This window comes from Massilia sp. Root335 (assembly GCF_001425685.1).
GTDB classification, from domain to species: Bacteria; Pseudomonadota; Gammaproteobacteria; order Burkholderiales; family Burkholderiaceae_D; genus Telluria; species Telluria luteola.
In genome coordinates, this window is sequence record NZ_LMCY01000037.1 from 270,092 (window position 1) to 292,422 (window position 22,331).

19 protein-coding genes are annotated in these 22,331 nt (G+C 67.7%); 4 read left to right on the forward strand and 15 right to left on the reverse strand.

The features are described from left to right. Window positions 1-5: 5 nt before the first annotated feature. The 9 genes from ASC93_RS20810 to uxaC all read right to left on the reverse strand — a co-directional run bounded on the left by ASC93_RS20810 (window position 6) and on the right by uxaC (window position 11,747). Window positions 6-956 carry a LysR family transcriptional regulator gene (locus tag ASC93_RS20810; RefSeq protein WP_056446863.1) on the reverse strand — a complete coding sequence of 317 codons (951 nt, stop codon included), beginning with the start codon at window positions 954-956 and terminating at the stop codon, window positions 6-8. A gap of 119 nt (window positions 957-1,075) precedes the next feature. Beyond that, complete coding sequence (locus ASC93_RS20815) at window positions 1,076-2,314, reverse strand: glycosyltransferase family 1 protein (RefSeq protein ID WP_056446866.1); 1,239 nt, start codon at window positions 2,312-2,314, stop codon at window positions 1,076-1,078. A 421-nt stretch (window positions 2,315-2,735) separates the two neighbouring features. Beyond that, window positions 2,736-3,980 carry a hypothetical protein gene (locus ASC93_RS20820; protein WP_056446869.1) on the reverse strand — a complete coding sequence of 415 codons (1,245 nt, stop codon included), beginning with the start codon at window positions 3,978-3,980 and terminating at the stop codon, window positions 2,736-2,738. A gap of 86 nt (window positions 3,981-4,066) precedes the next feature. After that, window positions 4,067-4,783 carry a GntR family transcriptional regulator gene (locus ASC93_RS20825; protein WP_229412818.1) on the reverse strand — a complete coding sequence of 239 codons (717 nt, stop codon included), beginning with the start codon at window positions 4,781-4,783 and terminating at the stop codon, window positions 4,067-4,069. Window positions 4,784-4,833: 50 nt separating this feature from the next. Then, window positions 4,834-5,772: a sugar kinase gene (locus tag ASC93_RS20830; RefSeq protein ID WP_056446872.1), complete on the reverse strand. Its 939-nt coding sequence runs from the start codon at window positions 5,770-5,772 to the stop codon at window positions 4,834-4,836. A 60-nt stretch (window positions 5,773-5,832) separates the two neighbouring features. Next, the gene (locus tag ASC93_RS20835; protein WP_056447035.1) at window positions 5,833-7,110 is read right to left on the reverse strand and encodes an MFS transporter; all 1,278 of its coding nucleotides are present in this window, start codon (window positions 7,108-7,110) and stop codon (window positions 5,833-5,835) included. A 195-nt stretch (window positions 7,111-7,305) separates the two neighbouring features. Then, window positions 7,306-8,733, reverse strand: coding sequence for a tagaturonate reductase (locus tag ASC93_RS20840; RefSeq protein WP_056446875.1), 1,428 nt, complete (start codon window positions 8,731-8,733; stop codon window positions 7,306-7,308). A gap of 10 nt (window positions 8,734-8,743) precedes the next feature. Further along, window positions 8,744-10,342, reverse strand: a complete 1,599-nt coding sequence (locus tag ASC93_RS20845) for a UxaA family hydrolase (protein WP_056446878.1) — start codon at window positions 10,340-10,342, stop codon at window positions 8,744-8,746. 10 nt (window positions 10,343-10,352) lie between these two features. Beyond that, window positions 10,353-11,747: a glucuronate isomerase gene (uxaC, locus tag ASC93_RS20850; RefSeq protein WP_056446881.1), complete on the reverse strand. Its 1,395-nt coding sequence runs from the start codon at window positions 11,745-11,747 to the stop codon at window positions 10,353-10,355. Window positions 11,748-11,954: 207 nt separating this feature from the next. Between uxaC and ASC93_RS20855 the strand changes: the two genes are divergently transcribed. After that, window positions 11,955-13,247: an NCS2 family permease gene (locus ASC93_RS20855; protein WP_056446885.1), complete on the forward strand. Its 1,293-nt coding sequence runs from the start codon at window positions 11,955-11,957 to the stop codon at window positions 13,245-13,247. Here ASC93_RS20855 and ASC93_RS20860 read toward each other — a convergent pair. Continuing rightward, window positions 13,232-15,910: an EAL domain-containing protein gene (locus ASC93_RS20860; RefSeq protein WP_157202046.1), complete on the reverse strand. Its 2,679-nt coding sequence runs from the start codon at window positions 15,908-15,910 to the stop codon at window positions 13,232-13,234. The two genes, ASC93_RS20855 and ASC93_RS20860, sit on opposite strands and share 16 nt — an antisense overlap. Window positions 15,911-16,230: 320 nt before the next feature. Continuing rightward, window positions 16,231-16,860 carry a response regulator transcription factor gene (locus tag ASC93_RS20865; protein WP_056446891.1) on the reverse strand — a complete coding sequence of 210 codons (630 nt, stop codon included), beginning with the start codon at window positions 16,858-16,860 and terminating at the stop codon, window positions 16,231-16,233. A 282-nt stretch (window positions 16,861-17,142) separates the two neighbouring features. On the opposite strand from ASC93_RS20865, the gene ASC93_RS20870 reads away from it, so the two are divergent. After that, entirely contained in the window at window positions 17,143-17,946 is an 804-nt protein-coding gene (locus tag ASC93_RS20870; protein WP_307189019.1) for a YdiY family protein, read from the forward strand. A 73-nt stretch (window positions 17,947-18,019) separates the two neighbouring features. Here the strand turns inward: ASC93_RS20870 and ASC93_RS20875 are convergent, their stop codons facing one another. From ASC93_RS20875 to ASC93_RS20890, 4 genes are all read right to left on the reverse strand, one after another. Next, a complete protein-coding gene (locus ASC93_RS20875; RefSeq protein ID WP_056446898.1) occupies window positions 18,020-18,511 on the reverse strand; it encodes a hypothetical protein in 492 nt (163 codons plus the stop codon). A gap of 118 nt (window positions 18,512-18,629) precedes the next feature. Continuing rightward, window positions 18,630-19,040: a GFA family protein gene (locus ASC93_RS20880; RefSeq protein ID WP_056446901.1), complete on the reverse strand. Its 411-nt coding sequence runs from the start codon at window positions 19,038-19,040 to the stop codon at window positions 18,630-18,632. Between the two features lie 13 nt (window positions 19,041-19,053). Then, a complete protein-coding gene (locus tag ASC93_RS20885) occupies window positions 19,054-20,358 on the reverse strand; it encodes an MFS transporter (RefSeq protein WP_056446904.1) in 1,305 nt (434 codons plus the stop codon). Further along, entirely contained in the window at window positions 20,355-20,678 is a 324-nt protein-coding gene (locus ASC93_RS20890) for a thioredoxin family protein (RefSeq protein WP_056446907.1), read from the reverse strand. The genes ASC93_RS20885 and ASC93_RS20890 overlap by 4 nt, the downstream gene beginning before the upstream one ends. A gap of 200 nt (window positions 20,679-20,878) precedes the next feature. Here ASC93_RS20890 and ASC93_RS20895 point away from each other — a divergent pair, with 200 nt between their 5' ends. Both ASC93_RS20895 and ASC93_RS20900 read left to right on the forward strand, forming a co-directional pair. Further along, window positions 20,879-21,064, forward strand: coding sequence for a DUF3606 domain-containing protein (locus tag ASC93_RS20895; RefSeq protein ID WP_056446913.1), 186 nt, complete (start codon window positions 20,879-20,881; stop codon window positions 21,062-21,064). A 116-nt stretch (window positions 21,065-21,180) separates the two neighbouring features. Beyond that, window positions 21,181-22,308, forward strand: coding sequence for a mechanosensitive ion channel family protein (locus tag ASC93_RS20900; RefSeq protein WP_056446916.1), 1,128 nt, complete (start codon window positions 21,181-21,183; stop codon window positions 22,306-22,308). Window positions 22,309-22,331: the final 23 nt, after the last annotated feature.

Consider the following 22,331-nt stretch of genomic DNA (forward strand, 5'->3'; position numbering starts at 1 on the left):
AATGATCAGCGTATTGCGCTTTTTCGCACGTGCGCGGTCATCCCGAGTTGGTCGCTGGTGGCCTGGGCGACGAGGTCCCTGAGCCATTTCGAGGCCGGCGCCCGATGCGTGCGCTCATGCCAGAGCTGGTAGTAGCGCAGGGCCGGCGCCGCCGCGGGCAACGGTTCCACGCGCAACGACAGGAATTCGGCGTAATGGCGCGCGAACGAACGCGTCGTCGTGAAGATCAGGTCGGACTTCACCAGCACATAGGGCGCGGCGCAAAAATACGGCAAGGTCGCGACGACGTTGCGCCGCAATCCGGCGCTGCGCAGCGCCATGTCGATCGTGCCGGGACCGGCGCCCCCGTGCGTCGTGACCGTCAGGTGGTCCGCCGCGGCGAAGGCCGCCGTGTCGAGGGCGCCGGGTGCGATCGGATGCGCGTCCCGCATCAGGCACACCAGCTCATCGTCGCACAGGGGCTGGAGGTGCAGGTGCGCCGGCGGCGTATGCCAGTTGCCGATCACGAGGTCGACGAATCCGCTTTCCAGGCCCCGTTCGTAGCCGCCGCCGGCCAGCAGGTGCGTGAACTCGATCCTGGCGTTGGGCGCCTGGCGGCGCAGGCGGTCGACGATGGCCGGCACGAAGAAGACGTCGAGATAATCCGGGGACGCGATCCGGAACGTCTGGTCGGCAACGCCGGGATCGAAGCCCTCGGCCGGGCGCAGGATGTCGTCGACGCCGCGCAGCACCTGGCTCGCCGGCCCGATGAGCGCCAGGCCGCGGACGGTCGGCACCATGCGATTACCGCTGCGCACCAGCAGCGGATCGCCCGTGATCGTCCGCAGGCGCCGCAGCGCCACGCTGATGGCCGGCTGGGTCTGTCCCAGCAGGTCGGCCGTGCGCGACACGCTGCCCTCTTCCATCAGGGTGTGGAGGATGCGGATCAGGTGGGTGTCGATGATTTCTCTGGACATGTCGGGGCCGGGTTGTGCTATATGTCTTGCAACATAGCGCAACCTGCCCCACCCCGTTATCACCGTCCGGATATTGCCGGCATAACGCCACGGCGACGGTCATGCGCGCAAGCGCAGGCTCAGCCGGCGGCCTTCGCCATGCCGTCCTTGGGCGCCATGCGCGCCGCCAGCGCCGCGATCGGCAGCGGGTTCACGTTCTCGGCATTGACGACGTCGTCGAAGTCCGCTTCCTCCGCGCGGGCGATGAAACGCTGCGCCTTGTTGCTGGGCGCGGTCGTCTGGATCAGCTGGTGCATCTTCGTGGCCGTCAGGTCCCACGACGTGCCGGCGACGATGGCGCGCATGCGCTCCGTCAGGGCCGTCTTTTGCTCGGCCGTCATCGCCAGCATGCGGTCGCAGGCGGCGATGAATTTTTCCGGCGTGTCGGCGATGGCGACGACGTCGCCGTACGGCACCTTCACGTCCGTGATCGGGGTGCTGACGGACGGCAGTTCGGCCGCCATGTATTCCAGCACCTTGGTCGGGCTGATGAATTTGGTCGACTCGTTCAGCGCGAACGGCAGCAGGCAGACGTCCCAGCCGGCCAGGAACTGCGGCAGCTGTTCGTACGTGCGCTGTCCCATGTAGTGGATGTTCTCCGCGCGCGGCAGGTTGGCCGGGTCGATCTTGACGACCGGGCCGACGAGCACGATCTGCCACTCGGGCCGGGCCGCCGCGACCTGTTTGATGAGGTCGGTGTCGAAGCGCTCGTCGATCACACCGTAGAAGCCGAGGCGGGGCCGTGCCAGGTGCGCCTGCTCGGGATGGCTGTCGTCGCGGTCGAGGGCCTTCTGGAAGTGTTTGGCGTCGACGCTGCTCGAGAAGCAGTGCGCGTTCGCGTGGCGGTCGCGCTTGGACTGGTACAGGCTCGGGCCGCCGGTGAAGCACAGGTCGGCGATGTTCAGCAGCGCGTTCTCGCGCTGCAGCAGCTGTTTCGGGGCATTCTTGAAGGCGGCCAGTTCGTCCATGCAGTCGTAGACCACGAGGGCCGGATCGAAGCCTTGCAGCAGCGGCAGGGCCATCGGCGTGTAGAACCAGACGACGGGACGCTCGCCTTCCGGGACGAGGTCGGCCAGCAGCGTCTGCAGCGTGGGGATCTGGTCGTCGTGGAAGCCGGGTGCCTGGATGCCGGTATGCGGCTGGCACACCGTGATGTTCGGCGCGACGGCCGTCTTCTTCAGGTGCGCCTCGCCCTCGTCATACACCGGCTCCTCGACAAACAGGATTCGGTAGTGTTCCGCCAGGCGAGTCATGAGGTGCTGGGGGCGCTGGAAGACGAAGTCCCAGCGCAGATGGCAAAACACGATCAGGGTCGGCATGTTGATTTCCTTTCGCCTTGGGGCGTTCTAGTTGATCTGGATTCAAGGCCCGCCACTGATGCTTCGATGCTCTGGAAAACACCGACAGATCAGATGCCGGACCAGTGAATCGTATCATGCAAAATTCTTAATATTTTCATTTATGCATTGCAATGTTTTCATCAGGAAACCCCCTCCGACCGGCACGGTCCGGGTCTCCCTAGGAGAGCTCGGCACAGCGCTCAACCATGTAGGTTCCCTCCTACGGGGACGCAGGAAAAAACACTACGAAATTGCATCATTCGCGCTTGCGAAACGACGGGAAACCGGGCGGTCCGGGGTCGAAAAAAGGCGTGTTTTCAGAGGGAGAAGACCGCGCCGGGCGGCGCGGTCGGGGGCAGGAAGGGCGTGCCGGCCGGCCGCTCGGGCCGGCCGAACCGGTTCAGGCCGAAAGATAGGGTTCCGCGTCTTCCGGCTCGCCGGCGGCATCGAAGCCGCGGGCCAGCAGCACGCCGTCGAGGCCGACCGTGCCCAGGGCGTCGCACAAGTCGGCCAGTTCGGCCGACAGGTCGGCGGCCAGGTCCATCGGCTTGTCGACGGTGGCGAGCGGCGCGCCGCCGTCCAGCGGGTACAGGTTGATGCGCAGCACGGGCTCGCCGTTCGCCTCGACGGGCGCGACGACGGCCTTGATGCGCTCCGGCGCGCGCTGCTGCTCGTCCAGGCGCTGGTTGACTTCGGACAGCGTGGCCAGCATGCCCAGCTCCGCCACGCCCTGCTCCTTGGCGCCGTAGAACAGGTCCTGGTACAGGAAATTCAGCTCCACGTCCGTCGGGTGCACCGACAGGCAGCGCTGCAGCAGCGGCGCAACGCTGCCCGCCCACATGCGGTAGCGGGCCATGCGGCCTTCGAAATACGCGTCCGCCGCCGCCTCGTCGGCCGGCACGTGGTAGAACGGATCGTCGGCCGCCTTCAGCGCGAAGCCGAGCAGGAACCGCAATTCCATCGCCTCCTCGTCCGGCCCGTAGTCGCCGGCAGGCCAGGGCCGCATGCTCGCCTCGATGGCGGGCGTGGGCACGAGCTTGCGCGAGCGCAGCGCCTGCGCGGCTTCCCTCAGCATGTCCTGCAGGTCGCTGTAGCGGATGCGGTCGACGGCGTCCAGGTCGTACAGGTGGCGCACGAGCACGATGCGGGTGCCGGCGCTCGCCAGGCCGGACGAGCGGAAGCTGTCCATCAGGGCTTCGTAATCGGCGTCGTCGCGGAACACGTCGGCCTGATTCAGGCCGCCGGTGCTGTGCACGAACAGCGGGATCATGAAGGCGTCGATTTCGAGCTCGCCGCCTTCGGTCCCATCTTTGCCGTCGCCGCGCAGGTGCAGCGTGGCGGCCTCCTCTTCCACGCGCTCACGCAGCAGGCGGCAGCAGTCGGCGTCCGTGTAGCGCGCGACTTCGATGGCGCCGTGCAGCACGTCGTCGTGCTTGCGCCGCAGCAGCCGCCTGATCAATACGGTCAGGTCCTGCCTGCGCGCGTCGAGCGTCGCGGCGTCCGCGGACTCGCGCTCGGCGATCTCGAGCGCCAGGTCGACGAGGTTCTGGGCCAGCTCGTCGGGGTCCGCTTCCACCGGCTTGGCGGCGGGTTTGCGGTTGGGCTGGGCCGACGGGCCCTTGGCCGGGCGCTTGTTGTTGGGCATGGCTGACTTCATTTTAGTGAACAAGTCACCATGGTAGCAAATCGGTCGCGCGGAACCCAGGCCGGGCGCGCTTTACGGGCGAACGATCAGCGCGCGGGACGGGTGTCGAGGTGGGTGGTGAAGAACTCCGGCCGCAGCTTGCGGGTGATTTCCAGCACCGGCATCACGTGGTCCAGATGTTCGCGCATGGCGGCGACGGCCCGCGCCGGATCGCGCGCCTCGATGGCCTCGACCACGGCGCGGTGCTCTTCCAGCACGCCGGCCATACGGCCTTCCAGCGGCAGGGTGAGCTGGCGGTAGCGGTCCATCTGCGTCTTGGCCTGCTGGATGATCGGCCATACGCCCGGATAGCCGGACAGCTCGGCCAGCAGCGCGTGGAAGCGCTCGTCCGTGCGGTGGAACGTGCCGAAGTCGTTGGCCGTGATGGCGGCCTCCTGCTCGGCCAGGATCGCGCGCAGGCGCGCCGCGTCGCCGGCGCCGACGCGCTCCGCCGCCTTCTCGATGATCGCCGTCTCCAGCGCGTGGCGCACCAGGTTGGCCTCTTCCAGCGCGTCGAGCGGGATGCGGGCGACGAACGTGCCCGAGCGCGGCACGATCTCGATCAGGCCCTCGTCGGCCAGGCGCTGCACGGCCTCGTGCACGGGGGTGCGGCTCGTGCCGAACTCCTCGGCGATGTCGCGCTCGACGACGCGCGCGCCCGGCAGCATGGTCATTTCGACGATGCGCCGGCGCAGGCACAGGTAGACGCGACGCGACGCGCTCATGCCGCTCTCGGCCTCGGTCACGTCGGTAGGTGGGGTCAAGATGTTCATGGTCGGCAGTGTAGCGAAACTCGGGCGTCCAGTCGCGCTATTCAGTTGCCGGGCATGGCGTCGCGCGGGATGATCGCACCGCGGTGGCGGATCACGGTGCCGGCGAGGCGGTGGCCGGCGCGCGCGGCGGCCTCCGGTCCCTGGCCGGACAGGCGCGCCGCCATGTAGCCGGCGCCGAACGAATCGCCGGCGGCCGTCGTGTCGATCACGTCGCGCACGGGTTCGGGCGCGACCGCGTACGTCCAGCCGTCATGCCACACGACGCACGGGGCGCCGCCGCACTTGACGACGATTTCGCCCACGCCCAGCGCGCGCGTCCGTTCGATGACGCCGTCCGCGTCGGTCGCGCCGTACAGCGCAACCTCGTCGTCCAGCGTGAGCAGCGCGATGTCCGCATGGGCCAGCACGCGGGCGTAGACGGCGCGCGCCGTCGCGGCGTCTTCCCACAGGCGCGGCCGGTAGTTATTGTCGAACACGACGCTGCCGCCGGCCGCGCGGCACTGGGCCAGCGCCGCGATCAGCAGTTCGCGGTCGGCCGGCGCCAGGATCGCCAGGCTGATGCCCGACAAATAGACCATGCGCGCACCCGCCAGCTGGACGAGCACCCTGCCCGCGTCCGGCGCGTGCAGCCAGTGGCGCGCGGCGGAATCGCGGCGCCAGTAGTGGAAGCGGCGCTCGCCGTCCGGGTCGGTCTCGATCATGTAGATGCCCGGCAGGCGGTCCGGCAGGCGCTGCACCCACGCGGTCTCGACCCCTTCGCGCTCCCACGCGGCGAGCATCTCGGCGGACATGCCGTCCACGCCCAGCCCCGTCACATAAGCGACGTTGGCGACGGCCGGATCGAGCAGGCGCGCCATGTACACGGCCGTGTTCAGGGTGTCGCCGCCGAAGCGGTAATCCATCGTGCCGCCCGCTCCTTCGCTGCTGCGCTGCAGTTCGATCATGCATTCGCCGATCGCGTAGACGGTGTGTGCTCCCATCGTTAATCCTTGTCGCTCGTTCATGTGGTTGTCGGGGCCGGAGAGTTTACCGCAGAGTGTTCAGCGGGTCTCGGCGATGGCGGGGGCATCGGTTGCCAAGGGCGCGCGCGGACCGCCGTCGCGCACCAGCGTCCAGACGACGATCGCCGCCAGCACGTCGAACACGGCCAGCACGACGAACATCGGGCTGTAGCCCACGTGCGTGACCACGACGCCGAACACCAGCGTGAACAAGGTCGCGCCCAGGTAGCCGGACATGCCGGCCAGGCCCGTGGCCGTGGCCACTTCGTGCTTGCCGAAGACGTCGGACGTGATCGCGTACAGCGCGCCGGACAGCGTCTGGTGCGCGAAGCCGCCGATGCAGAGCAGGAAGATCGCCGTGTACGGGCTCGCCACGAGGCCGATGCAGCCCGGGCCGATCATGCACAGCGACCCGAACGCCATCACCCATTTGCGCGACCCGGCCAGCGACACGTTGAAGTGGCGGTGCACGAACGGCGACAGATAGCCGCCCAGCACGCAGCCGATGTCGGCGGCCAGGAACGGCAGCCAGGCGAACGCCGCGATCTCCTTCAGGTCCATGTGGCGCTCCGTCGCCATGTACAGCGGGATCCACGCGTTGAAGGTCTGCCAGGCCGGCTCGGACAGGAAGCGCGGGATCGCGATCGACCAGAAATTCCGGTTGCGCACGATCTCGCGCCACGACGCTTTCGCGCCGCTGTCCTGGTGCTTCGCTTCCTGGCCCGCGAGGATGTAGTCGCGCTCGGCGTCGGACAGCAGCTTCTGGTCGCGGGGGTGCTTGTAGAACACCGTCCACAGCAGGGTCCAGGCGGCGCCCAGCACGCCGACGATGACGAACGCCCACTGCCAGCCCGCGTGCAGGATCGCCCACACGACGAGCGGCGGCGCGCACAGGGCGCCGATCGACGAGCCGATGTTGAACCAGCCGATGGCGACCGAGCGCTCCCTGGCCGGGAACCATTCCGTCGTCGCCTTGACGCCGGCCGGGATGCCCGCCGCCTCCGTCAGCCCGAGCAGGCCGCGGAAGAACGCCATGCTCTGCCAGCCGGAGGCCAGCGCGGCGCAGGCGCACGCGACCGACCACGCGAGCGCGAACACGGCGAAGCCGATCTTGGTGCCGATCGCGTCCAGCACGAAGCCGGCGACCGGCTGCATGACGGCGTAGCAGACCTGCCACGCGACGACGATGTACGAGTACTGCTTCGTGTCGATGTGCAGGTCGGCCATCATCGTCGGCGCCGCGACGGACAGCGTGTTGCGCGCCAGGTAGTTGACGATCAGGCCGAGCGTGACCAGCCCCACCATCCACCAGCGCATGCCTTTCAGTTTGTTCACGGTAGTCCCCTCCTGCGCCGAATTTTGGCGCGCAACATCTCGAGCCGTCGGGCGGGAATCGCCCTCGGCGTTCTTTTGCGTAGGGTGGACACCCCGTGTCCACGCGTGACGTCGGCGTTACGCCGGCATTCGCGCGGGCGGAGGCCGCCCACCCTACGTTCGGTTGTCGTTTGCGGTTTAAGCGAGCAGCGCGCGCATGCCCTGCTGCTCGATGGCGCGCAGGTTCGCGGCCAGTTGCGCGGCCAGGCCCGGGACCTCGTTCAGGTCCCGGCCCCACAGCGCGGCGTGGGCGAGCCAGCCGCGCGCGAGGTCGTCAAGCGTCCATTCGCCGGCAGCCACCTTGTCCCAGCCGGCGCGGAACCACGCCAGCGTGGCGGCGTCGTCGGCGAGGTCGATGACGCCGCCGCGGTACAGCACCATCGTCGCGGCCAGGGCCAGCACGAGGCGGCGCGGCAGGCGGCCGTCGTGCAGGTCGGCGTAGCGCAGCAGTTGCGGCATCACGCGCGCGGCGAACTTGCTCCAGCTGTTCAGCGCGATCGATGCGAGGCGATGGTGGATGGCCGGATTGCGGAAGCGGCGCAGCACGTCGGCGGCGAACGCCTCCAGCTCCGCGCGGTCCATCTCCAGCGCCGGGATGATTTCCTCATCGATGGCGGCGCGCAGGAAGCTGCCCACCTGCGCGTCGTCGACGGCCGGACCGACGGCTTCCAGGCCGGCCAGCAGCGCGACCGGCACGAGCGTCGTGTGGCCGCCGTTCAGGATGCCCACCTTGCGCTTCTTGTACGGCGTGATGTCGTCGACGAGCTTGACGTTCAGGCCGCTGCCGGCCAGTTTCAGTTCTTCGGCGACCTGCGCCGGGCCCTGGATCACGAACAGGTAGTAGTATTCGGCCGCCACCAGGAACGGGTCGGCGTAACCGAGTTCGCGCCCGATCTCTTCCGCGTCGGCGGCCGGATAGCCGGTCACGATGCGGTCGACGAGCGTATTGCAGAACGTGCAGGCGTCGCCGATCCACGCCGCGAAGCCGGCCGGCAGCTGCCACAGGCGCGCGTAGTGCAGCACGGCGTCCTTGAGCGCCGCGCCGTTCTTGTCGATCAGTTCGCAGGGCAGCAGTATCAGCCCCTTGTCCTGTGCGCCGCCGAATGCGCTGAAGCGCCGGAACAGCAGCTGCGTGAGCTTGGCCGGGAACGTCACGGGCGGCGCGTCGTCGGCGCGGTCGGTGTCGTTGACGGTGATGCCGGCTTCCGTCGTGTTCGAGACGACGAAGCGCAGGTCCGGATTCGCGGCCAGCGCGAGGTAGTCGCCATACATCGTGGCCGGGTCGATTTCGCGCTGCACGCATTCGACGGTGCGGTAGTGCTTGACCGGCTGGCCCGCTTCGTCGAGGCCGCGCACGAGGACGGTGAACAGGCCGTCCTGCACGTCCAGCAGCGGCGTGGCCGAACCGCCGCGCGGGCGCACGACGACGACGCCCGCGTTCAGGCCCGTGCGTTCGTTCAGGAGGTCGACCTGCCAGTCGAGGAAGCCGCGCATGAAATTGCCCTGGCCGAATTGCAGGATCTTGACGGGCAGCGCGAACGGCGCTTGACGACGGAGTTGGTTCATATGTCTCGCCTTACAGGGAAATATCGCGTTTCCAGAAAATGAAGTCGTACTGCTGCAGGCGGTCGGCCTTGCACTTGTACTTGCCGCCCGCAGTGTCGACGACCATGCCGAACAGGCCCTTCGCCACGTCGGGCAGCGGTTTGCCTTCGATGATCGGACCGCAGTCGTAGTCGATCAGGTCGGACAGCTTGTTCGCCACCCGGCTGTTGCTGGAGATTTTCAGCACGGGCACGATCGGGTTGCCGGTGGGGGTGCCGAGGCCGGTCGAGAACAGCACGACGTTCGCGCCCGACGCCACCATGCCGGTGACGGATTCGACGTCGCCGCCCGGGGTGCACAGCAGGGACAAGCCCTGCTTGTCGGTCTGCTCGCCGTAGTCCAGCACCGAGACGATCGGCGACGTCCCGCCCTTTTTCGCGGCGCCGGCCGATTTCATCGCGTCCGTGATCAGGCCGTCGCGGATGTTGCCGGGGCTCGGGTTGTCGGCGAAGTGCGTGCCGACGGCGAGCGCGCGCTGCTCGAAGTCGCGCATCATGCCGAGGAAGCGGCGCTTGTCGTCGTCCTCGACGCAGCGCTCGATCAGGCTCGCTTCCACGCCGCACAGTTCCGGGAACTCGGCGAGGATCGACGAGCCGCCCACGGCGACGACCATGTCCGACACATAGCCCATCGCCGGGTTGGCGGAGATGCCGGAAAAACCATCCGAGCCGCCGCACTTCACGCCGATCTTCAGGTGCGACAGCGGCACCGGCTGGCGCCGGACCTTGTTCGCGTCCTTCAGGTTCGTCAGCGTGTCCTGCAGGACGGCCTTCATCATCTTTTCTTCGCTGTCCCACTGCTGCTGTTCGTAGATCAGCACGGGCTTGTCGAAGTCCGGGTTCTGCTTCGCGAGGGCATCCTTGAACATGGCGATCTGCGCGTTCTGGCAGCCCAGCGAGAACACGGTGATGCCGGCCACGTTCGGGTGGTCGGCGTACGCGGCCAGGATCTTGCACAGCGAGCGCGCGTCGGCGCGCGTGCCGCCGCAGCCGCCGTTGTGGGTGATGATGCGCACGCCGTCCAGGTTCGGGAACGGACGGACCACTGCCTTGGGCGCCTCCATGTCCTCGCCGAGCAACTGGAACGTCAGCGACGCGAGGTCGTTGGTCGAATAACCGAGCGGGCCTTCGAGCGCGTTGCGCAGGTGCTCGACGTTGCGGTTCTCGCAGAACACGAGCGGGAAGATCAGCCAGTAGTTCGCGGTGCCCACGCGGCCGTCGGCGCGCACGATGCCGTCGAACGTCGCTTCCTCGAGGTCGGCCACGTCGGGCGGCGTCCAGGTGTAGGGCTTGCTCTCCCCGATCTCCACCTCGGATGCGTAGTGGGCCAGGTTGTCGGTCGTGACGGCCTCGCCCTTGCGGATGGCCTGCGTGGCCTTGCCGACCACGACGCCGTACATGGTCAGCAGGTCGCCCTCGGCGAACGCGCGGCGTGCCAGCTTGTGCTTGGTCTTGATCGGCGTCGACACGAGGATGTTCTCCCCGTTCCACGTCACGACGTCACCCGGCGCCAGGTCGGTCAGGGCGACCAGCATGCTGTCGTCCGGGTGAATGCAGATTACTTTTTGCATGGTTGCCCAATCAGAGCTTGAAGTAGTTCTTGGCGTTCTCGTAGCAGATGCCGCGCACGATCGTGGCCAGTGCGTCGAAGTCTTCCGGATACTCGCCGGCCGCGACCCATTCGCCCAGCTGGCGGCACACGAGACGGCGGAAGTAGTCGTGGCGCGGGTACGACGCGAAGCTGCGCGAGTCCGTCACCATGCCCACGAAGATGCCGAGCACGGAGTGGTTGCCGAAAGCGACGATCTGGTTCAGGTTGCCCAGCTTGTGGTCGTTGAACCACCAGGCCGGGCCGAACTGCACCTTGCCGGCGACGCTGCCGTCCTGGAAGTTACCGATCATCGTCGACAGCACTTCGTTCATCGCGGGGTTCAGGTTGAACAGCATCGTCTTCGGCAGCTGCTTGTGGGCGTCCAGCGCCGACAGCAGCGCGACCAGGCCGTTACTGGTCGTCATGTCGGAGATCGAGTCGAAGCCGGTGTCCGGCCCCAGGGTCTCCAGCATACGCTGGTTATTGTTGCGCATGGCGCCGATGTGGAAGCACATGGTCCAGTCGAATTTCGCGTACACGGCGCCGATGGCTTCCAGCAGGCCGCGCAGGTAGCGCGCCTGTTCGAGGTCGCCCAGCAGTTCGCCCTTCATGCGCTTGGCGAACAGGCCTTCCAGCTCCTCGGCCGTCGCGGCGACGGCCGGCAGCGGGATGTCGATGGCGTGGTCGGAAATGCGGCCGCCGCGGGCGTGGAAGTATTCGACGCGGTTCGCCAGCGCGGCGATGAGCGACGCGAACGAATCGATCTTCACGCCGGCGACGTCCGCGAGGTGCGCCACGTACTCGACGTAGCCGGGATTATTGATGCGCATGGCCTTGTCCGGACGGTAGGCCGGCAGCACGCGGGTTTTCAGCGCCGACTGCGCGATCTCGGCGTGCTGCAGCAGGTCGTCGGCCGGGTCGTCCGTCGTGCACGCGATTTCCACCTTGGCCTGCTCCAGGAACGTCCACGTGTCCATCGTCGCCAGCTTGGCGTTGGCCTGTTCCCAGATCGCCTCGGCGTTCTTCGCGTTGATCACGAGGTCGATGCCGAAGATGCGGCGCAGCTCCAGGTGGCTCCAGTGGTAGATCGGGTTGCCGATCGCGAGCGGCAGCACCTTGCAGAAGGCCAGGAATTTCTCCTTGTCCGGGCGGTCGCCCGTGCAGTACTCCTCCGGCACGCCCGCCGTGCGCATCAGGCGCCATTTGTAGTGGTCGCCGCCCAGCCACAGTTCGGCGATGTTGCGGAACTTCTTGCGCTCGGCGATCTCGCCCTGCTGCAGGTGCGAATGGTAGTCGATCACCGGCAAATCGGCGGCGACTTCGTGGTACAGCTTGCGGGCGACGTCGGTCGTGAGGAGGAAATCCTGGTCCATGAAGGCGGTCATGTCGTGTAGCTCCTTGGGTAGCTGATCTGATATATCAGGATGGTATGCCTAATATATTACGTACGCAAGAACTTTTGTTCTGAATTTGCACGGGCAGCCGGGAAAGCTTCGCGGGAAAAGTACCGGATGTTATGCTTCGGTCATCGGACTCGGGATGCATATACGCAATAACCGGGTCCGCAACCACGCCTCCGGAGTCCAGAGAACATGCTCGAACAATTATTCAAACTACGCCAGAGCGGCACCGACGCCAGGACCGAAATCCTGGCCGGCCTGACGACGTTCCTGACGATGGCCTACATCATCTTCGTCAATCCCACGATCCTCGGCGATGCCGGGATGCCCAAGGACGCCGTGTTCGTCGCCACCTGCCTCGTGGCCGCGCTGGGCAGCCTGGTCATGGGCCTGTACGCCAATTATCCGATCGCGATGGCACCCGGGATGGGCCTGAACGCCTATTTCGCCTATGCCGTCGTGCTGGGGATGAAGGTGCCCTGGCAGGCGGCGCTCGGCGCCGTGTTCGTGTCGGGCTGCCTGTTCATCCTCGTGTCCGTGTTCGGCCTGCGCGCGATGATCGTGAACGGCATCTCGCGCTCGCTGCGCGTGGCGATCACGGTGGGCCTGGGGATGTTCCTCGCGCTCATCGCCCTGAAGAGCGCCGGCATCGTCGTCGCCAGCCCGGCGACGCTCGTGCAGGCCGGCGACCTGCACAAGCCCGCGGCCGTCATGGCCGTCTTCGGCTTCCTGCTGATCGTCACGCTCGACCGCCTGAAGGTGCGGGGCGCCATCCTGATCGGCATCGTCGCCGTGACGATCCTCAGCTTCTTCTTCGGCGGGAATACGTTCCACGGCATCGTCTCGGCCCCGCCGTCGATCGCGCCGACGCTGATGCACCTGGACGTCAAGGGCGCGCTGGGCGTCGGCATCATCAACGTGGTGCTCGTGTTCTTCCTCGTCGAGCTGTTCGACGCCACCGGCACGCTGATGGGCGTCGCCAGCCGCGCGGGCCTGCTGGTCGAAGGCAAGATGGAGCGACTGAACAAGGCGCTGCTGGCCGACAGCGCGGCCATCGTCGCCGGCTCCATGCTCGGCACGTCGAGCACCACGGCGTACATCGAGAGCGCCGCGGGCGTGCAGGCCGGCGGCCGCACGGGCCTGACGGCGCTGACGGTGGCGGTCCTGTTCCTCGCCTGCCTGTTCATCGCGCCGCTGGCGGGCGTGGTCCCCGCCTACGCGACGGCGCCCGCCCTGCTGTTCGTCGCCTGCCTGATGCTGCGCGACCTCGGCGACATCGAATGGAACGACACGACGGAAGCCGTGCCGGCCGCGATCACGGCCCTCGTGATCCCGTTCACGTATTCGATCGCGGAAGGCATCGCGTTCGGCTTCATCACCTACGCCCTGCTGAAGCTGACGACGGGCCGCGCGCGCGAGGTCAAGCCGGTGATCTGGGTGATCGCGGCCCTGTTCGCCTTCAAGATCGTCTACATCGGCGCCTGAGCCGGCGCGCCGCCGGCGGCGCGCGCCGCCTGCCCGGCCGTCAGCATCGCGGCAAATTCCGCCGCCGGCACGGCGGGGCTGAACAGCCAGCCCTGCACGAGATCGCACCCGAGTTCCGCCAGCAGTTGCAGCTGGCCGGCCGTCTCGACGCCCTCCGCCACGACCGAGAGCCGCAGGCCGTGGGCCATCGCGATGACGGCCCGCGCGATCGCAAGGTCGTCGGGGTCCGTTTCCAGCTCGTGCACGAACGAACGGTCAAGCTTGAGGCGATCCACCGGGAAGCGTTTCAGGTAGTTGAGGTTCGAATAACCGGTGCCGAAATCGTCGATGGCAAGGCGGATGCCCATCCCCTTCAGCTGGGCCAGCAGCGCGAAACTCTTGCCCGCGTCGGCCATCGACGCGCTCTCGGTCAGTTCCAGTTCGAGCAGGCCCGGGTCCAGGCCGCAGTCGTCCAGCACGCGCCGCACGGTGCCGAGGATCTGTTCCGTGAACTGGTGCGCCGACAGGTTCACGGCCACCGGCACGACGGGCAGGCCAGCGCGGCGCCACGTGTCGAGCTGGCGGCACACCTGGTGCAGCACCCACTCCCCGATCTCGAGGATCAGCCCCGTCTCCTCTGCCAGCGGGATGAAGGTCGACGGCGGGACGAAGCCGCGCTCCGGGTGGCGCCAGCGCAGCAGCGCCTCGGCGCTGGCGATGGCGCCGCCGTCCACCGCGATCTGCGGCTGGTAATGCAGTTCGAGCTCGCCCCGTTCGAGGGCGCGGCGCAGCCCGTTTTCCAGCTTGAAGCGGTCGTTCGCATCCTGGTTCAGTTCCGGGCGGTAGAAGGCGTAGCGGTGGCCGACGCCGTCCGCCGCCTGGCGCAGCGCCGTTTCCGCGCCCCTGGCCAGCGTTTCGTAGGCGACGCCGTCGTTCGGGTAGATGGCGATGCCGATGCTCGGATCGAGGTGGAATTCCTCGTGCTCGTACGCATACGGTGCGCTGAGCGCGGCCAGTACGCGGCGCGCGCCGGCGGCGAGTTCCTCGGCGTCCGCACCCGCCAGGACCAGCGCGAACGCGCCTTCGGAAAAGCGCGCCACGAAGTCGTGCGCGCCGACCTCCCGCAGGCGCGCCGCCGCCTCCTGCAGCAAGGCCTGTTCGGCGCCCGGGCCGAGGGCTTCGCGGATCAGCGCCATGCGTCCGAAGCGCAGCAGCATGAAGCCGAGCATGCGCCCGTCGCTCCTGGCTTGCGCCTTCATCCGGCGCAGGCGCTCGCGCAGCAGGTCGCGGTTCGGCAGGCCCGTGACGGCATCGTAGTTGCTGGCATAGTGCAAGCGTTGCTCGGCGCCGCGCAGTTCCGTGACGTCGATGCCGGTGGCGAGGACGAATTCCACGCTGCCATCCTCGCGCCGCAGCAGCGTGTGGGTCCAGACGATGCTGCGCGTGCGCCCGTCCGGCGTGCGCCATTCGCCCTGCAGCCGCTGCGGCGGCGGATCGCTGGCCAGTCCGGTGAACAGGTTGCGCACGACGTCAGGGTCCTCGGCGCCGCGCACCACTTCCCAGCAGCGGCGGCCCAGGGCCTGGTCGGCGCGCCAGCCCAGCGATTCCTCGCAGGCGCGGTTGAACGTCACGATGCGCCCTTCCGGGTCGGCCAGCAGCACGAGCGTGCCGGCGGTCTCCACCACGGCCGACAACCGGTTGCGCTCCGAGTGCAGGGCTTGCGTCCGCTCGACGACGAGCGCCTCGGCGCGCGTGTACAGGCGTGCGCGCTCGAGCGCGAGGGCGACCTGCTGCGCCACCCCGTCGAGCAGCTTGCGTTCGTCTTCGCCGAACGCGTCCGGCCGGGCGCGCGCATGCAGCAGCCCGAGCCGGCGGTCGCCGGCCAGCAGCGGCAGGCACACGGACGCCGGGTCATCGAGCGCGCTGCCGTGCGCACACAGGCAGGCACCGATATCGGGCGCGTCGCCGCGCTGCGCCAGCAGGCACCAGGCGCCGTCCGGCGCGACGGTGCTGATCGCGGCGCCGGCGAGCGCCGGCATCCGCAACAGATGGTCGAGTGCGGCCCGGGCGACGTCCGCTTCGCTGGCGGCCTCGTTGAGCGCACCGGCGATCGTGCCGAGCAGCCCCAGGGAGCCGACCATGCGCGCCAGGTCCTTGCGCTGCGTATCCAGTTCGGCGTTCAGGCGCAGGGCCTGGTCGTGGGTGGCCACCAGCAGCTCGTAGATGTGGCGCCGCTCGTCCGCCATCACTTCCAGCGGCCGTGCCGGGTCGCCCGCGTCGCGCCCGCGCAGGATGCGGTCCACGCGCTCGCGCAGCTGGGCGCCGTCGTAGGGCTTGCGCACGAAGCCGTCGGCGCCGGCCTCGAGGCTGCGCACGATGTCCTGCAGGCTCGTGAGGCGGGTGAACAGCAGGACGGGTATGGCGGACAGCCGGGCGTCGTCCTTGAGGGCGCGGCACAGCGCATAACCGTCCATGGCCGGCATGGCGATGTCGCTGATGACCAGGTCGGGCGGTTGTGCCCGCACGGCGGCGAGCGCGGCGCGGCCGTCGGGGGCCAGGCGCACGCGGCAATCGGGGTCCTGTGCCAGCAGCCGGGCAAGCTGCTGGGCCTGGGTCGGGCTGTCCTCGGCCACGAGGACGTCATAGTGCCGGCCGGACGACTCTCTCTTGTGCGTTGTTGTCATCTTGTTCGCGCCGGCCCGCGAAGCGGTCCGTGCCGTGATCAATGCAATCGGTGGCCGGTGCAGCGCACACCCCGGCCATGAAAAGTTGCATTGATATTAGCTAAGATGGTGAAGCATTAACATTCGCTCGAACCGCTGCCCGTATGTCCAACCGTCTTTACTTCTGCAGGGTCCGCTTCCAGTTTTACACAGATTTAACACCGGCGGGACGTGGCCGCCCCCGGAAAGACACACTTGTATTGAAATCGCTGTCATGAATTCTATGACAACGACCCTTTAACATTGTTGCCATGCGACAACATGTGAGGCGGCACGGCAGGTCAGCCCGCCAGCCCGTGCTGCAGTGCGTAGCGGATCAGGGCCGCGTTCGTCGACAGGCCCATCTTCCGGAAGATGCGCGTGCGGTAGGTGTTGACCGAGCTGACGCTGATGCCCAGCTCGGCCGCGACCTGTTTGATCTGCAGTCCCGAACCGATGAGGGCGACGATTTCGGCCTCGCGCGGGGTCAGGCTGTAATGCGCCGGCCGGACGCCGGGGCGCGCATCGTGCGCGAGCAACATGCCGACGCGCGGGCCCAGCCAGGTGCCGCCGGCGGCCGCGCGCCGGACGGCCTCGACCAGCTCGGCGGAGGCCATCGTCTTCGACACATAGCCGAGCGCACCCGCCCGCAACGCGGCGAGCGCGTACCGTTCCTCAGGATGCATGCTGAGGATCACGACCCGCAGGTCGGGGAAATGGCGCCGCAATTCGGCGAGGCCGTCCAGCCCGTCATAGTCGGGCAGGGTCAAGTCCAGGATCACGACGTCTGGGTGAACCTGGGTGATGAGGGCGATCGCTTGCTTCAAGTCTGCGGCTTCGCCGACGATTTTTAGGTCGACGCAGGGCCGTACGATCTTCTTGATCCCTTCGCGGATCAACTCATGATCGTCGGCGATGACTAGCCTGATCAAAGTGCTTCCTTCATACATTCACGCCGGTATGTCGGCAAAGCAAGCATTCTAGGCAACAGTTGCCCAGAATTGCAAACACAATTATAGGGTACGTAACATTTATCCGGTTTATCGGGCCGATCCCGCGGGTCAATGTGTAAAATTTCCGTGCGAAAGTATTTCGACCTGCGCTTTGGGCTACAATGTCGCCTCCGCCGACGGGCTCCGGCCCGACGGACGATCCGTGAACGACAGGCTGTGCATCGCTCCCGATGGCGACGGAAGGCAGCCGTACAGATGGCTATGAAATCTCTGATGCTTTGTGTGCTGGCCCTGACCAGCGCGGGGGCGGCGATGGCCGCTCCGGACGATCTCGCCGACAGCGTGCCGTCGTCCAGTTACTTCACCCAGGCGCCCGCCACGACGATCCCGGAAGGCAGCAACTGGTACACCTCCGCCGAGCTCGGCGCCATCACGACCTCGGGCAACACCGAAGGCACCTCCGTGACCGGCAAGGTCGATGCCCGCCACGAGATGGCCAACTGGAGCAACGAGTACATCGTCAGCGGCTATTTCAAGGAAGACGTCACGCACAACGGCGACGGCACGACGACGCGCACCCGCTCCGCCGAGCGTTATTCGGTGTCGGCCAAGGCGGCGTTCAAGCTGCTGGAGGACGGCAACCGCGCCTTCCTGCTGGGCTCGCACGTGAACGATAAATTCGGCGCCTACACCCGCTATTCCTCGGTCGGCGTCGGTTACGGCACCCAGTTGCTCAAGCGCGACAACGAGACCGTCGACGTCGAGGTGGGCCCGGGTTATTTCCACGGCGAGAATGCGGCCGGCGGCATCGAATCCGGCGTGACCGTGCGCGGCGCGGCCCAGCTGCGCTGGCGCGTGAGCCCGTCCGCGGCGTTTTCCCAGAGCGTCAGCGTGGAACGGGGCACGTCCAACATGCACTCGATCGCCGAGACGGCGCTGTCCACCAAGATCAACGGCACGATGCAGATGAAGGCCGCGTTCAGCGCCCGCAACGACACGAACGTGCCGGACACGAAGAAGAATACGGATACGCAGACGTCGCTGACGCTCGTCTATTCGTTCTGACCGTTCCGATCGTTTTGATCCGAAACGGCGACGGCCGGGCGGTCCCGGCCGTCATGTCGCATCCGCAGTCCGCTTATTTCGTCAGGATCCGGCCGGTAAGCTGGATCGTCCCCTGTCCCGTCGTCATATCCTCGCCGCCCGTCATGTCGCCGCCGCCGGTCGCCCTGGCGTAGCGGCCGGTGCCGCCCGTCACCTGGAACGTGGCGCCGCTGAACACGAACTTGGCGCCCTCGCCCGTCGGCACGAACTGGCCGCTGTAGTTAGCGAAGATCAGTTCGCCGGTCATCGTCGTGACCAGGAATTTGCCCTGGCTGAAGGTATAGGATGTGCCGCTCGGCGCGATGCAGTCGCTGGCCAGGAACGTCACCTTGCCGACCAGGGAACTGGTGCCGAAACCCAGGATGGTGCCGCCGAAATTCGATGCGCAGCGCGCCGACGGGCCGGGGATTTCCTGCAGCACGCCGGAAAGCTTGAAGTCCTTGTACGTGGCCGGGGCGGCGGAGGCGCACAGCGCGGCGGACATGAGGACGGCACCGGTGGCAAGACGCAGGACAGACTGGAACATGAAGTTCTCCGTGTAAATTGGTAGAGCTTCATTTTAACGATTTGCTATCGTTTCGTGCGCACAATTGTGTATTTTATTGTAATTTTTTCCGGCAAGATCAGATTATGTGTCGTTTACGTCAAGGCTCCATGCCGTCGGAACGTAATCGCGGGTAACGCGGCAAACTGTCGGCCAGGTGCAGCCAGCGTACCCGCTGCGAATAATAAGTGTGGTCGGCCGGCGGCAGCGCGTCCGGATCGTCGAGGCTGCCGGTCGTGACGTCGATCTCGTCCGGCGCCGCCGCGCCGTGCCAGGTCAGTTGGGTGCCGCAGTCGCGGCAAAACAGGCGCTCGACGCCGGGGCTGGACGGATTGCGCGCCGGCGTGCCGCGGGTCCAGCGCAGCGCATCCTTGCGGACGCTGAACCACGCGAGGGCCGGGGCGCCGCTGGCGCGGCGACAGTCGACGCAATGGCACAGCGTCGGATGGGTGACGGCCCCCGTGGCCTCGTAGCGCACCGCGCCGCACATGCATCCGCCCTGCAGTCCCATTGCCTTCCTCCGATCAGCGTGCCGCGGCCGGCGAGCCGCGCGGCGTGGGCGCCGTCAGTAGCAGCGCGACGAGGCTGATGACGGACGCCACGCTCAAGTACCAGCCCACCGTCTGCAGGCCGTAGTGCGTCGCCAGCCATGTTGCCACATACGGCGCCAGCGAGGCGCCCAGGATGCCCGACAGGTTGAACGTGAGCGACGCGCCGGTGTAGCGCACCTCGGCGGGGAACAGTTCCGACAGCAGCGTGCCCAGCGGCCCGTACGTCATGCCGATCAGGCACTGGCCCAGTACGAGGAACAGGGCGACGAGCGCCAGGCTGCCGGACCCGAACATCGGCCCGAACAGCAGGCCGAACAGCGCCAGGCCCGCGGACACGAGGATCATCGCCGCGCGCCGGCCGTGGCGGTCGGCCAGCACGGCGGAGATCGGGATCGTCAGGCCGAAGAAGACGATCGCGCCCAGCTGCAGCAGCAGGAAAGTCTGGCGCGAATAGCCCAGCGCCGACGTGCCCCAGCTGAGCGCGAACACGGTCATCAGGTAGAACACGACGAACGTGGCGAGCGCGGCCAGCGTGCCCAGCACCAGTGCACGCGTATGGTTCGCGAACACGTCCGCAACGGGCAGCTTGACGCGCTCGTTGCGGTCGAGCACGGCCTGGAAATCGGGCGTTTCGGTGATCTTGAGGCGCACGTACAGGCCGACGAGGACCAGCATGCTGCTGGCCAGGAACGGGATCCGCCAGCCGTAGCGGAGGAATTCGGCGTCGGAAAGCAGGCCGGACAGCAGCAGGAACACGCCGCTCGACAGGAAGAAGCCCAGCGGTGCGCCCAGCTGCGGGAACATGCCGTACCAGGCGCGCTTGCCCGGCGGCGCGTTTTCGGTGGCCAGCAGCACGGCGCCGCCCCACTCCCCGCCCAGGCCGAGGCCCTGGCCGAAGCGGCACAGCGCGAGCAGCAGCGGGGCCGCCGTGCCGATCGCGGCATAGGTGGGCAGCAGGCCGATCGCGACGGTGGACAGGCCCATCGTCAGCAGCGCGGCCACGAGCGTGGCCTTGCGGCCGACGCGGTCGCCGAAGTGGCCGAACACGGCCGAGCCGACGGGGCGCGCGAAAAAGGCGATGGCGAACGTCGCCAGCGATTGCAGCGTGGCCGCGGCGGCGTCCCCGGCCGGGAAGAACAGCTTGGGGAACACCAGCACGGCGGCCGTGGCGTAGATATAGAAGTCGAAGAATTCGATGGTCGTGCCGATCAGGCTCGCGAACAGCACGGTCGCGGGCCGGTTCAGGGCGGGACGGGTCTGCGTGGCGGCCCCGGTCATGCGGCACCGGCCTGGGACAGGGCGTCGGCCAGCTCGCGGCTGTCGACCGGACGCACGACGCGCGCCACTTCCTGGCCGTCCCTGAGCACGACGACGGTCGGCCACAGCTTCACCTTGAACGAGCGCCCCAGCTTGCGTCCCGGACCGTCTTCCACCTTGATGTGCCGGACCGCCGCATGCGGCGCCAGCGCCTCGTCGATGTGGCTGGCCGCCGCCTGGCAATAGCCGCACCAGTTGGTGCCGAAATCGAGGGCGACCACGCCGGGCAGCGCGTCGATGGCGCTGCGCTCGGGCTGCGCGGTGTCGTAAGGCTTCGTCATGCAAGTTCTCCTGGTTGTCGATCACGCTAGCCTACAACAAAACACCCCCTCGCCGTAAGCCCGGGGGCGCCGCGGGCAGCTTGTTTGCGAAGCGAAATGCGGAAACGAACCGCTTTTCAGGCGTCCCCAACGTGAAACACCGAACGGAATACGGCCGCGCGCGGTGGCATGCTGCGTTCATACCGATCAAGGAGGCCATCATGTCCGACAATCTGCACAACCGCGGCCCGCAGGACCGTTCGCGCATCAACCTGCACGAGAAGTGGGAAGTCCAGTACTGGACGAAGGAACTCGGCGTGACCGAGCAAGAGCTGGAACAGGCCGTCAAGACGGCCGGCAGCAGCGCGGATGCCGTGCGCGCGCACCTGAGCGCCACGCGCCACTGAGCCGTCCCCGCCGGGCGGCGCCCGCCGCCCGCGCCACGCCTTCGCCGTAACCGGACGGGCCGCCGCGCCCGCCCGCGTCCCCGCCTGCACCCCGACCGCCTTCCGAAAGGAGCCCAATGACCATCCGCGGCTATTTTTCCAATCTCGACATCGGCTGGACCAACGCGGCCGTCGGCCTCGGCGTCGCCGTCGTCAGTTTCATCGCCATCCACGGCGCCGTCCACCTGTTCCGGCTGCGCCTCGACAAGCTGGACGACGCGCGGGCCCACAAGCCCATCGTCGACGTACTGCGCCACACGCTGGCGCGCACCAGCAATCTCGCCATCCTCGCCACGTCGCTGCTGATCGGCGCATCGGTGCTCGACCTGCCGCCGCCCTGGAACCAGCGCATCGGCCACCTGTGGTTCATCACCCTCGGCGCGCAACTGGCCGTGTACCTGCACCACGCCATTGCCGTGGCGGCGCGGCGCTATTTCCGCGTGCACGGCAAGGGCCGCGAAGACGACCAGGTGACGGTCGCCCACACGCTCGTGATCTGGGCCATGCAGTGGAGCGTCTGGACGGTCTTCCTGCTGGCGATGCTGTCGAACCTGGGCATCGACGTCACGACGTTCGTCGCGAGCCTCGGCATCGGCGGCGTGGCCGTCGCGCTGGCCGTGCAGAACATCCTGGGCGACCTGTTCGCGTCGCTGGCCATCGCCACCGACAAGCCGTTCGAAGTCGGCGACGCGATCTCGGTGCCGGAATTCTTCGGCACCATCGAGCACGTGGGGCTCAAGACGACCCGCATCCGCGCGCTGTCCGGCGAACAGATCGTCATCGCCAACGCCGAGCTGCTGCGCAAGACCGTCCACAACTTCAAGCGCCAGCACACGCGCCGCGTGCAGTACACCCTGCGCGTGAACCCGGCCACGCCGGCCGACGTGGCGGCGCAGGTGCCCGAGCGGCTGTCCGCCATCATCGCGGCGAAGGAGAAGGTCAGGCCGGACCACGTGAACCTGACCACGATGGACCAGAACTACCTCGAATACGACATCGTCTACAACCTGTCCGACGTCGACTACGGCCTGTTCCTGCGCACCCAGCAGGCCGTGCTGCTGGAGACGATGCAGATGCTGCGCGAGCTGGGCATCTCGACGGCGCCGCGGCCGCAGGAGCTGCTGCTCCAGCAGGACGCCGCCAACGACGCCGGCGCGCGCCGCCCGGACGGACGCGGGACGCCGCAGGCGCGGCCCGCGCACTGACCGGGCTTGCGCCGGCGGCGCCC

Bases quoted from the DNA above. Each gene is read 5' to 3' on its own strand.
- ASC93_RS20895 (WP_056446913.1), top strand. From the start codon at position 20,879: ATGTCCGACAATCTGCACAACCGCGGCCCGCAGGACCGTTCGCGCATC.
- ASC93_RS20855 (WP_056446885.1), top strand. From the start codon at position 11,955: ATGCTCGAACAATTATTCAAACTACGCCAGAGCGGCACCGACGCCAGG.
- ASC93_RS20900 (WP_056446916.1), top strand. From the start codon at position 21,181: ATGACCATCCGCGGCTATTTTTCCAATCTCGACATCGGCTGGACCAAC.
- ASC93_RS20870 (WP_307189019.1), top strand. From the start codon at position 17,143: ATGAAATCTCTGATGCTTTGTGTGCTGGCCCTGACCAGCGCGGGGGCG.
- ASC93_RS20890 (WP_056446907.1), bottom strand. From the start codon at position 20,678: ATGACGAAGCCTTACGACACCGCGCAGCCCGAGCGCAGCGCCATCGAC.
- ASC93_RS20880 (WP_056446901.1), bottom strand. From the start codon at position 19,040: ATGGGACTGCAGGGCGGATGCATGTGCGGCGCGGTGCGCTACGAGGCC.
- ASC93_RS20830 (WP_056446872.1), bottom strand. From the start codon at position 5,772: ATGGGAGCACACACCGTCTACGCGATCGGCGAATGCATGATCGAACTG.
- ASC93_RS20860 (WP_157202046.1), bottom strand. From the start codon at position 15,910: ATGACAACAACGCACAAGAGAGAGTCGTCCGGCCGGCACTATGACGTC.
- ASC93_RS20840 (WP_056446875.1), bottom strand. From the start codon at position 8,733: ATGAACCAACTCCGTCGTCAAGCGCCGTTCGCGCTGCCCGTCAAGATC.
- ASC93_RS20815 (WP_056446866.1), bottom strand. From the start codon at position 2,314: ATGCCGACCCTGATCGTGTTTTGCCATCTGCGCTGGGACTTCGTCTTC.
- ASC93_RS20820 (WP_056446869.1), bottom strand. From the start codon at position 3,980: ATGCCCAACAACAAGCGCCCGGCCAAGGGCCCGTCGGCCCAGCCCAAC.
- ASC93_RS20875 (WP_056446898.1), bottom strand. From the start codon at position 18,511: ATGTTCCAGTCTGTCCTGCGTCTTGCCACCGGTGCCGTCCTCATGTCC.
- ASC93_RS20885 (WP_056446904.1), bottom strand. From the start codon at position 20,358: ATGACCGGGGCCGCCACGCAGACCCGTCCCGCCCTGAACCGGCCCGCG.
- uxaC (WP_056446881.1), bottom strand. From the start codon at position 11,747: ATGACCGCCTTCATGGACCAGGATTTCCTCCTCACGACCGACGTCGCC.
- ASC93_RS20835 (WP_056447035.1), bottom strand. From the start codon at position 7,110: ATGCGCTGGTGGATGGTGGGGCTGGTCACGCTCGGCCTGATCGTCAAC.
- ASC93_RS20845 (WP_056446878.1), bottom strand. From the start codon at position 10,342: ATGCAAAAAGTAATCTGCATTCACCCGGACGACAGCATGCTGGTCGCC.
- ASC93_RS20810 (WP_056446863.1), bottom strand. From the start codon at position 956: ATGTCCAGAGAAATCATCGACACCCACCTGATCCGCATCCTCCACACC.